The following is an 11,534-nucleotide window of genomic DNA, read 5'->3' on the forward strand; positions in this document are numbered from 1 at the left end:
GGCCCATAGCCTGCGGCGGGTGACAAAGGTGCTGGTGGTGGACGACGACTTCATGGTCGCCAAACTGCACAGCCGGTATGTGTCCGCGACGGACGGGTTCACGGTCGTCGGTGTCGCGCACAGCGGCGTGGAGGCACTGCGGGCGGTGGAGCGGCTGACCCCTGACCTCGTACTTCTGGACGTCTATCTGCCCGACATGGACGGGATCGGCGTGCTGCGCGAGCTGCGGGCCGCCGAGGAGCGCGATCCGGAACGCGAGCCGGTGGACGTGCTGTTCATCACGGCGGCGCGGGACGCGGAGATCGTGCGGGCCGCGTTGCGCGCCGGGGCGCTGCACTATCTGATCAAGCCGTTCAACCAGGCGGCACTGCAGGAGCAGCTGCGGCACGTGGCGGCGTTGCGGGCCCGCCTCGACGGCCTCGACGAGGCGCGCCAGGAGGACGTCGACCAGATCTTCGGCGCCCGCCCGCCCGGTTCCCGCGAGCTGCCGAAGGGACTCGCGGCGCACACCGCGGAGCTCGTGGAACGCACACTGCGCGCCCACCCGGACGGCCTCTCCGCCTCGGAATGCGCCCACGCGGGCAGCCTGTCCCGGGTCAGCGCCCGCCGCTACCTCGAGTACTTCGCGGACACGGGCCGGGCGCAGGTGACGCTCAAATACGGGAGGACGGGGCGGCCGGAGCGGCGCTACCGGTGGGTGAGCTGAAGCCGAGGCGGGCGCCACGACGGCCCCTGCACACCGTCACCGTGAGGAGCTCTTCCCCGCCTACGCCGCCAGCGCCCCCGGGATGACCGCGCCCGGACCGAACCGGGCGCGGGCCTTGTCCGCGGCCTCCTCGAGGCGGCGGGCCTTCTCGTCCTCCGGGTCGAAGCTGAGCTGGTGGGCGGTGCCTTCGGCGGGGCCCAGTCCCTCGGCGCGCAGCGCGACGGCGCGTACCCGGGCCCGCTGCAGGCCGAGCGCCTCGTACATCCGGTACGCGGCGTCGGTGAGCGCGGACGAGTGGGCGGTCGGCTCGGGGAGCGTCCGGCTGCGCGTGGTCGTCGAGCGGTCCGCGTAGCGCACGGTGAGTGCCAGGACGCGGCACACCTGCTTCTCGGCGCGCAGCCGGGCGCCCAGCTCCTCGGTGATCGAGAGGAGAGCGCGCCGGTGCTGGAACGGGTCCAGTTCGTCGCGCGGGAAGGTCCGTTCGGAGGCCAGCGACCGCGCGGCGGCGTTGGGGACGACGCGGCTCCGGTCGATGCCGTGCGCCTTCTCGTGCAGTTCCCGCCCGGCGCGGGCGCCGACGAGCCGCTGCACGGTGGACAGGGGTGCCGCCGCGAGCCTGCCGATGGTGTCGAGCCCGTACGAGCCGAGCGTGCGGGCGGTCGCGGCGCCCACCCCGGGGAGCGCCCAGACCGGCTTGTCGGCGAGGAACTCCGCGACGGCGTCCGGATCTTCGTGCACGACCCGGGTCACCCCGGGCGCGGCATCGCGTGCGGCCATACGCGCCAGCATCGGCCCTGGTCCGGCGCCGATCGCGCAGTCCACTCCGTACAGGGCGAGCGCCCGCACCCGTATCACCGCAGCCAGCTCGACCGCGTTCCGTCCGAAGTACCGTTCGGCTCCGCCCAGATCGGCGAGTGCCGCGTCGGGCGGGGCCGCCTCGACGACGGGGGTGAACTCTCGGAGCAGCGTGAGGAGCCCCGGCAGCACGGTCTCGCCCGCCGACGGCAGCTGGAAACGCAGACAGAGGATGGTCATCCCGCACTCCCTGGACTCTGGTGCCACAACTTCCGTCCGCTCGCCGGGCCTTCGCCCGCCGGACGCAGGTCCGCCCACGGATGCATCTCGTATCCGGTGGGCATCCGGATGCGGCGGCCGTCCGAGCCGTCCTCACGGCCGCCGCCTTCCGCCTCTCCCCCGCCACCCTCACCGGGCTCCTCCGTAGCCGTGTCCGTCGTCGTACTCGGCGCCGTATCCATCGCCGGCTCGGCCAGCCGCTGCGCCACCGCGTCGAGACCGCCCTCGCGGCGCAGTTCCAGCAGGTCGGCGAGGTTCCAGGCGGCGGAGCCGACCACGCTGAGGCTGCGGGGGCCGCGGCGCTGCACGACTCCGCGTACGAGCAGCAGCCAGGAGTGGAAGACGGTGTGCGCGCACGCGGCGTGGGCGTCGTCGAAGAAGGCGAGGTCGACCAGGCCCGTGCCGTCGTCGAGGGTGCTGAAGATGACCCGCTTGCCGGAGCGGATCGGCGGCGTCTGGGTGGCCGCTTTCGCCCCCGCGACCAGGACCGTCTCGCCATGCCGGGCCGTCCGCAGCCGACGCGCCGGCACGACGCCCAGCTCGTCAAGGAACTGCTGGTAGTCGCCCATGAGATGGCGCGACGCGTCCATGCCGAGGACACCGAGCTCGGCGCTGAGCCGCTCGGCGGCGCTCAGATCGGGCAGCCCGGCCGGGGCGGTCTTCCGCCCGCCGGCGAGCGGGAGCTGCGATGTGCCCGACGCGTGCGCGCCGCGGTGCAGCTCCGACAGGTGCAGCTGCAGATCCCGGCGGTTGGCGCCGAACTCGTCCAGGGCGCCGACCTGGGCGAGCCGCCCGGCGACCGGCCGGCTGGGCCTGGCCCGCTCCCAGAAGTCGAGCAGCGAGGAGTACGGCTGTTCGTCGGCGATCCGCTGCGCCTCGGCCTTGCTGATGCCGTGGACGTCGGAGAGGGCGAGCCGGAGTCCCCACCGGCCGCGGGCATCGTCGATAACACCCTCAGAGCGCTCAGAACCAGACACCAGTTCGATCCGATGATCGACCCCGGACCGGTTCACATCCAACGGCAGGATCGGCACCCCCTGCCGCCGCGCATCCGCGAGCAGCAGCCGCTTCGGATACATCCCGGGGTCATGGGTGAGCAACCCCGCATAGAAGGCGGCCGGATGATGGGCCTTCAGCCAGGCCGACTGGTACGTCGGCACGGCGAAGGCGACCGCATGCGCCTTGCAGAACCCGTACGAGCCGAAGGCCTCCACGATCTCCCACGTCCGGGCGATCGTCTCGGCGTCGTACCCCTTCGCCGCCGCCTCCTGCGCGAACCAGGCCCGGATCCGCCCCTGCGACTCGGGGTCGGAGAGACCACGCCGCACCTGATCGGCCTCGTCACGCCCGCAGCCCGTCATGATGCTCACGATCTCGATGATCTGCTCGTGGAAGACCACGACTCCGTAGGTCTCCTTGAGCGGCTCCTCCAGGTCCGGGTGCGGATAGCGGACCGGCGCCCGGCCGTGCCGCGCCGCGATGAACGGCCTCACCATGTCGGCCGCGACGGGGCCCGGCCGGAAGAGCGATATGTCGACGACGAGATCGTGGAAGGTCTCCGGCTGCAACCGCCCGACCAGATCGCGCTGGCCCGGCGACTCGATCTGGAAGCAGCCCAGCGTCTCGGTGGAGCGGATGAGTCGATACGTCGATGGATCGCCCTCCGGCACGCCGTCGATGTCGAGACGGACCCCCGTCACCCGCTCGACCTCGGCGACCGCGTGCGCCATCGCCGACTGCATCCGCACCCCCAGCACGTCGAGCTTGAGCAGCCCAAGGTCCTCGACGTCGTCCTTGTCGAACTGCGACATGGGGAAGCCCTCGCCGCTGGTCGGCATGGTGGGCGTACGGGAGAGCAGCGAGGCGTCGGAGAGCAGAACTCCGCACGGGTGCATGGCGACCCCGCGCGGCAGCGCGTCCAGCGCCTCGACCAGCTCCCACAGGCGTCCGTGCCGCTCCCGCTCCCCCGCCACCTCACGCAGTTCGGGCAGCTCGTCCATCGCCGCTCGGGCGTCGCGGGCCCGGATGTGCGGGAATGACTTGGCGATCCGGTCGATGTCCGCCGGGTCCATGGACAGGGCGGCGCCCACGTCGCGGATGGCATGCCGCACGCGGTAGGTCTCGGGCATGGCGACGGTCGCGACCCGCTCGCTGCCGAACCGGTCGATGATCGCGCGGTAGACGTCGAGCCGCCGTGCGGACTCCACGTCGATGTCGATGTCGGGCAGCGCGATCCGCTTCTTGGACAGGAAGCGCTCCATCAGCAGGCCCTGCTCCACCGGGTCGGCGTGGGCGATGCCGAGCAGATGGTTGACGAGGGACCCGGCGCCCGAGCCGCGCGCGGCGACGCGAATGCCCATCCGCCGGACGTCGTCGACGACCCCGGCCACCGTGAGGAAGTACGTGGCGAAGTGGTAGTGGGCGATGATGTCCAGCTCGTGGTGCATCCGCTCCCAGTACACGCGGGCGTCGGGGCGGCGGTCGTAGCCGCGCAGCACCATGCCCGCCGCGGCGCGCGACGCCAGGACGCGCTGCGCGGTCCGGCGCTCGGCGCCGACGAGGTGCGGCTCGGGGAAGTGCACGGAGCCGAGGCCCAGATCCTCCTCGGGGTCGACCAGGCACTCGGCGGCGGTGGCCTGTGTCTGTTCGAGCAGGCGGTACGCGGTGTCGCGGCGGTAGCCCGCGGCCTCGACGATCCGCTCGGCGACGCGCAGCATGTCGTCGGCGCCCTTGAGCCAGCGCTCGCCGCCGTCCAGCTCCTTGCGGAAGTCGATCGGGACGAGGCGGCGGGCCGCGTCGAGGACGTCGGCGACCGGACCGAGACCCGGGTCGGCATAGCGGACGTCGTTGCTCAGCACGGGGCTAATGCCCTGCTCGGCGGCGAAACCGACGGTGCGGGCGGCGAGCCGGAGCGAGCCGGGACCCGCGCCCTGCCGGCCGTGGTGGACGGCTTCCAGACGCAGCGCGTCGCCGTAGATCTCCCGCCAGGGCCCGAGCAGTGCGGCGGCCCGGTCCGGGCGGCCCGCGGCGAGCGCGAGTCCCACGTCGGATGCGGGTCCGAGCAGCACGGTCAGGCCTTCGCCGTGGTTGTCCTGCCACGGCAGGACCGGGCGGTCCTCGGGGACGCGGCGGCCCTCGGCGCTGTGTGCGGCGGTGATCAGACGGCACAGGGCGGCCCAGCCGCGGGCGCCGTCCCGGGCGAGATAGGTGACACGCGGTGTCGACTCGTCGATGAAGGCACCTCCGCGTACGGGGGTGCGCACGTGGGCACGTCCCGGCCGAGGCCGTACGGGCTCGGCGACCGCGAGCTCCGCCCCGAACAGCGGCCGCACTCCGGCCCGCGCACACGCCTTGGCGAAGCGGACCGTGCCCGCCACCGTGTCGCGGTCGGTGAGCGCGAGGGCGTCCATGCCCTGCTCGGCGGCGCGCTCGGCCAGCCGCTCCGGGTGCGAGGCTCCGTACCGCACGGAGAAGCCCGAAACGGTGTGCAGATGCGTGAACCCTGGCACACGCACCTCCTGATCACACCTGCTCTCGCCACCCCCAGTTCCATCGTCCACCATAGACCATTTTCGAACAGGCGTACGAGACGACGCGCGCTCCCCGGCTCGGGGTAGCAGCCCCGGCTTGTGACCATTCAGGCTTGTTGGCGGCTGTTCATCGGAGTCGGCGAGTTCTCGCAGCAAGTGATCACGTCGCGCTGAGTAACGAGCAGATGTGGTGATCTGTACCTGCGTCGGGTACAGCAGTACTCCTGTTGACCCATGCGCTGAGCGATGGAGGCGAAGATCCGATCGGACTCATGGCCCCCTCAGCGTGGCGGGACGGCGGACAATCCTGCGGGTACCGGCGCCCGGGGTGACCTTTGCTGTGGCGGGATGGCGGACAGCCCTGCGAGTACCCATGCCCAGGCCGCCCTTCAACGTGACGGGGCGGTGGACGGTCCTGCGGGAACCGATGCCAGGGTTGCCCTTCAAGGTGACAGAGCGGGAGACGGACGCGCGTCCAGAAACACCCGGACTGCCACCGCCGCCCTTCAAAGTCCGGTGATCGGCCCGGGGCCGCCGCGGTCGTAGTGCTCGCGGGGACCGGTCTCACCAGGGCGAGGCCGTCGGCACAGCACCGGGCGAGGGTTTGCCCGCCCGGTGCCACCTCAGCTCAGTCGTCCAGGAACTTCCCGCAATCGCTGTTCCACACCCACTGGTGGGAGCTGATGCTGTTGTTCACCTCGGCGCCGTTCGTGTACTTGAAACCGCTGATCGCGTCCATGTAGAGCTCGGCCTTTGTGAGGCAGATGTGCCCACCGCCGTAGCTCTTGTGCTGGTAGACCTTGACGGCCATGCCTGAGGTCCCCTTGTGCAATAGGGACGTCGCCGCGTCGTTGGCGCTGCCCCGGAAGCCGCCCACACTGTCGGCCCAGTTGGTGTCGTTGTCCTTGTCGGTGCCGAGAAGGCGGTTGCAGTTGATGGCTTCGTAGGCGCGGAAGTAGCCGTCGCCCGTGCTGTGCCACGCGTTATCGCAGGTCGTGGAGGCCTGTGCGCTGGAGGCGGGGACTATGGCCCCGAGGCTGGCGAGTCCGAGGGTCGCTGCCGTGGCCAGGATCTTACGCATTGAGGTATCTCCTTGAATTGGTCGTCCGTGCGAATCCACCGCGGCCGTCGTGCCACGGAAGTCATGGGATGCCCGGAGAGTCTGGGCGGGTGGTGGCGCTGCCTCAGAGCCTGTCGGACGGCCCCGTTCGGATCAGGCCGTGCCGCCGGCGATGTCCTCGGCCCTGGCCAGCGCCGTGAGGCGCATCCGCCGATACGTGGCGATGTCCTCGCGGTACGCGCCGAGCCGCTTGCCGCGGTACTCCTCGTCCAGCTTGCGGGCGGTGGCGGCAAGCGGTGTCCTGGTCGCGCATCTGGCCTCGGCGACCGCCAGCCGTACCTCCACGGCGTGTGCCTCCGCAGAGCTCAGGCCCTCGGTGAGCGCCGGAAGTTCAGCCCGGATCGCGGGCGGCTCCGCGTACTCGTGACCGGCCGCACGCATACACGCGGCCCATTCGCCGACCGCGTTGGTGAAACGTTTATCATCGAGGAGGTCCGGCACATACAGGTCGGTCAGGTTCGTTGCGATCTTCTCCGCCTTGAACCAGGTCTCGAAGTCTCCGTAGAGCCGCTGCTTGGCCTCGGTCTGGCAGCTGCGCCGCGGAGTCTGGATGGTGCCGCCCCCGGGCAGTTCGACAGTCAGCATCCCGGCTGAGGGGCCACCGTTGAGCACCTCGTCGTAGCGCAGGGCCTCCTTGTGCGAGAGGCCGTTGGTGTACGCGTGGTTCGGGTCCTCGCGCTGGAGCCGAGGCAGCCTGGCGCTGAGCCGGCCGCCATAACCCTGCCGCTTCGCCCAGTCGACGTCCGTCACCACATAACCGCCGCCCTTGAGGTCATCGACGGTCGGCAGCGGACCCACCCAGTACCTGAAGCCCTCCCCCGCCATGCACTCCTTGACCAGTAACGCCTCGGCGCGCTGGACCAGGATCTGTTCGGTGTGAGTCAGCTCCCGGGCGGCCGGTGCGGAACGGCTGGGGTCCGGCCGGTCGGCGGATGCGGCTGTGGTGCAGCCGGCCGCGGCCAGGATCGCGAGCGCCGCGGCCGGCCAGGCATGAGCCGATGGCTGCTTTATGGCATGCAATGACATTCAACCCCCCGTTGCCGTTGTTTACGTCGTTTCTGGCGTCACCCCTCTCGGGGACGGCTCACTTGAGTTGTACAGGTCCATCGCTGCCGCGACGGAGTAGAGGCTGGATTGGTTGTTACGCACGATCACCGCCCCCCTGTACGGAGCCGCCGCCTGACGACCTGATCGCGCAGACCTGCGCGTACACATCGGTGTCGATCTTTTTGGTGCTGGCGCAATGCCACGTACTGGAGCTGGAGGTGATCGGGTTTGTGTTGCCGTAAGCATCCTCCCCGTTGACGTTGTTCGGTTCGTGCGGAGTGCGAGTGCCTCAACGGTGGTCGGGCCGGCCTCATCCCCGGTCAGGGTGGAGGCAACGGCTGCCGGTGTCCGTGGTGGCGGGTACAACCCTGCCGAGCCGTCGTGCAACAACCCTGCAGGAAACGTAGAATCCGCAGGCAGGGCCGTGTCTGCGGCCGGGCGGCACAGACGGGGGTTGGGTGTGGAGTTTCGGCTGCTGGGCGGTCTTGAGGCACGGACGGTGACCGGACCGGTTGAGCTCGGGCCTGCCCGGCAGCAGACGGTGCTGGCTGCTCTTCTCCTGGACGCCAATCGGCTGGTGACAGTGGATCAACTAGTGCACCGGGTGTGGGGGGACAAGCCGCCACAACGTGCCACGCAGACCCTGTACAGCTACGTGTCCCGGCTGCGCCGCCTACTGCCAGGGGTGATCGCCCGGGGGACGGGCGGCTATGTGCTCACCGCCGACGAACCGATGGTCGACATACACCGGTTCCACCAGCTGCTCGGGCAGGCCCGGCAACCCGACGACGATGCCCGGTCGGTGGTGCTGTTCCAGGAGGCCCTGGCGCTGTGGCGGGGAGAGCCGTTCCCCAGCGCGGACACCCCCTGGTTCAACGCCGCCCGCGACACCCTCAACAAAGAGCGGTGGGCCGCCGAGCTGGACTGCACCGACCTGCGTCTGCGGCTCGGCGAGCACACCGCGCTGCTCGCCATGCTCGCCGAGCGCAGCGCCGAACATCCGCTGGACGAGCGGGCGGCCGCCCAGTACATGCTTGCCTTGTACCGCTGCGGCCGGCAGGCCGACGCCCTCGCCCACTACCGGCACCTGCGGGACATGCTTGCCGAGGAACTCGGCATCGACCCGGGCCACGAGTTGCAGGGCATGCACCAGGCAATCCTCAGCGGGAACACGGAGCTGAGCGCGCCGACCGTCCGGCGGCCGTCCGAAGCGGCCTGGGCCGTCCAGAGCCAACTGCCCTTGGCCGCACCGGATTTCGCCGGACGGACCGAGCTCGTCCATCGCCTCGAGGAGTTACTGGCTCCGTCCGCGGCGGTGCCCGTCGTCGTATCCGGCTCGCCCGGGGTGGGCAAGACCGCGCTGGCAGTACACCTCGGTCATCGGCTGCGGCCAGCATTTCCCGACGGCCAGTGGTACGTCCGGATGCTGGGCACCACCGACCGGCCGCGCGATCCCGCCGAGGTGCTGTCCTGGCTGCTGCGCGCCTCCGGCCAGGACCCGGGCATGATCCCGCAGGCGCCGGAGGACCGCGCGGCCGCCTTCCGCAGCAGAGTGGATGGCCGCCGTGTCCTGCTGATCCTCGACGATGCCGCCGACGCCGAGCAGATACGACCACTGCTGCCGGGCACCGCCGGGGCTGCCGTACTGGTCACGAGCAGGCGGGACCTGTGGGGCCTGACCGTCAGCCATCCAGCCCACATCGTGCCGCTGGAGGCACTCGATCTCCCTGAGGCGATCACACTCCTGACCCAAATCCTCGGCGAGCAGCGGGTGGAGTCGGAGCCGGAGGCCACCGCGCGGCTGGCCGAGTTGTGCGCCCGCCTGCCGCTGGCGCTGCGGATCGCCGCCGCCAACCTCGCCGCGCGACCCGGCCGCTCGATCACCCGCTACGCCGAGGAGCTGGCCGAAGGGAACCGGCTGGCCAAGCTCGCCATCGTCGGCGACCGCCAGGCCGCGGTCCGTACCGCCTTCGACCACTCTCACACAGCACTGGAGCCGACCACGGCACGGCTGTTCGCCCTGCTCGGGCTGCATCCCGGGCCGGACTTCACCGCGGAGGCGGCCGCAGCCCTGCTCGGCGCGGAGCCGCCCGCCGCCGAGCACCTACTGGACCAGTTGGTTACCGCAGGGCTGGTGCAGCGCACCGCCGCCGACCGGTTCCAGTTTCACGACCTGCTGCGCCTGTACGCCGCCGAGCACGCCGCGGCAGACCCCTACCACAAGGCGGCCTGGCAGCGGCTGTGTGACTGGTACCTCGCGACCGTCGATGCCGCCACTGCCTTCGACTACACCGGCAGCGTCCAACTTCCCCGCACACGCGCCGAATCCACACGATTCAACGACCGGCACCAGGCCCTCACCTGGCTGGAAGGCGAACGCGCTGGCCTGACTGCCCTGATCATCCGCGCCGCCGAATCGGGCCCACGTGAGATCTCCTGGCAACTGGCCGATCAGTTGCGCCTGTACTTCTACGCGCGGCGGCACACGGCCGAGTGGGAGGCCACGACGACGGCCGCCCTGCGCGCTGCCGAACACGACGGCGAGGTGCTCGCTCAGGCAGTGCTGTGGAACAGCATCGGTATGCTGCGCGAGCACACGGGCAACGCCATGGCCGCCCGCGAGGCCCTGCACACAGCCCAGGAGGGATACCGGAGCGCCGGGTTCACCCTCGGTGAGGTTGCCATCCTCACCAACCTGGCGATCAACTACGCCTTGCGCGGCGAGATGCGTAAGGCGATCGACTGCCAGCAGGACGGCTACGCCCTGCTCCGCGACCTCAACCGGCCGGTACTGCTCGCCCGGGCGCTCAGCAACATGGGGCTCATGCACGCGCACCTCGGCGAGTTCAACCAGGCGGTGGGCCAAACGACCGAAGCCATCGAAATCTGCCGCGCGATCGACCGGCCGACCGGCAAAATCGGCCCGCTGGTCAACCGTGCCATCGCCCGCCACGGCCTCGGCCACTATGCCGAGGCGCTGGCCGACGCCACCGAGGCGCTACGCCTACACCACTGCCACCCGCACGGCACAAGTGGGCCCGCCGTCCACGAGATCCTCGCCCGCATCCACCGCGACACCGACCGCGTCGACCTCGCCCGAACCCACGCCGAACAATCCCTGCGCGTGGCCCTCGAGCTTGGCGAGCCCACCCTGGAGGCTGATTCCCTGATCACCCTGGGCTCCATACACCGCATGGACGGCGACCCCGGCCTTGCCGCCGCCCGCCTCCAAGAAGCCCTGGAACTCACCCGCCGCTCCGGTTTGCGCCACCAGGAAGCCGAGGCGTACTCCCAACTAGCCCACGCTCACCTCACGTTGGGCGCCACGGCCGATGCGATGCACCATGCCCGCCAGGCACTGGCCATCGCCCGCACCTTGGGCTTACGCCCCGCTGAACACCGGGCACTTACGGCCCTCGTCGCAATCGCCCACGCCGCTGGTGACGCCACCGCGGCGGTCAACCACACTACGCAGTTCCAGCGGATACAGGACGAAACCGGCTACCGCCCCTCACCTGCTGACGAGCCACCCCGTCAGCAGAACCAACGCCGGGCAAATGAAGGCTCGACCTCACGAGGGCGCCACCGATCGCTGTCGGTGCCGGTGGTGAGGCTGACGGATAGGCCTTCTGGCGAGTGAGTGAGTCATGAGGTGTGAGCCGGGGACGTGGACAACGGACAGCAAGCAACCCTGTCCAAGACTTCATCTCGTATTGCCAGCCCGTCCCGACCGGCAGGGTCGGGACGGGCTCGACGAGCGGGACTCCGCCAGCGCCGCGGACCACGCGGAGCGCGCCCTGGCCACCGCCCATGAAACTGGAACTCCGCCCGATCGCCTGCTTAGCGCTGGCGGCGCTCGCCGCCTTCCGGCGGGCCACAGGCAATCCGCCTCGGCGGCCCGGCACGCCGCCGAAGCCGAACGAGTCGAGCAGGGGACCCGCTACCGCCTCAACCGGCGTGAACAGAAACCGCGCGGGCAGCGAAGCCACCCCGCCTCAATCGCCAACAACCGCGAACAGTCACACCCGGCTCAGGACACACGAACGGGCGGCCCTTA

6 protein-coding genes are annotated in these 11,534 nt (G+C 70.7%); 2 read left to right on the forward strand and 4 right to left on the reverse strand.

Annotation, left to right across the window (positions count from 1 at the left end; translation table 11 throughout):
• The first annotated feature begins 19 nt into the window (after positions 1–19).
• A complete protein-coding gene (locus tag STSP_RS03685) occupies positions 20–706 on the forward strand; it encodes a response regulator (RefSeq protein ID WP_067271944.1) in 687 nt (228 codons plus the stop codon).
• Between the two features lie 60 nt (positions 707–766).
• Here the strand turns inward: STSP_RS03685 and STSP_RS03690 are convergent, their stop codons facing one another.
• From STSP_RS03690 to STSP_RS03705, 4 genes are all read right to left on the reverse strand, one after another.
• Positions 767–1,741, reverse strand: a complete 975-nt coding sequence (locus tag STSP_RS03690; RefSeq protein WP_067271948.1) for a DNA polymerase Y family protein — start codon at positions 1,739–1,741, stop codon at positions 767–769.
• Positions 1,738–5,289 carry a DNA polymerase III subunit alpha gene (locus STSP_RS03695; protein ID WP_067271950.1) on the reverse strand — a complete coding sequence of 1,184 codons (3,552 nt, stop codon included), beginning with the start codon at positions 5,287–5,289 and terminating at the stop codon, positions 1,738–1,740. Before STSP_RS03695 ends, STSP_RS03690 begins: the two co-directional genes overlap by 4 nt.
• A 649-nt stretch (positions 5,290–5,938) precedes the next feature.
• Complete coding sequence (locus tag STSP_RS03700) at positions 5,939–6,391, reverse strand: hypothetical protein (RefSeq protein ID WP_067271951.1); 453 nt, start codon at positions 6,389–6,391, stop codon at positions 5,939–5,941.
• Between the two features lie 132 nt (positions 6,392–6,523).
• Positions 6,524–7,456, reverse strand: coding sequence for a hypothetical protein (locus STSP_RS03705; protein ID WP_067271953.1), 933 nt, complete (start codon positions 7,454–7,456; stop codon positions 6,524–6,526).
• Positions 7,457–7,976: 520 nt separating this feature from the next.
• On the opposite strand from STSP_RS03705, the gene STSP_RS03710 reads away from it, so the two are divergent.
• Complete coding sequence (locus STSP_RS03710; RefSeq protein WP_232789514.1) at positions 7,977–11,117, forward strand: AfsR/SARP family transcriptional regulator; 3,141 nt, start codon at positions 7,977–7,979, stop codon at positions 11,115–11,117.
• The last annotated feature ends 417 nt before the right edge of the window (positions 11,118–11,534 follow it).

The sequence above is a fragment of the Streptomyces jeddahensis genome, assembly GCF_001642995.1.
GTDB lineage: Bacteria > Actinomycetota > Actinomycetes > Streptomycetales > Streptomycetaceae > Streptomyces > Streptomyces jeddahensis.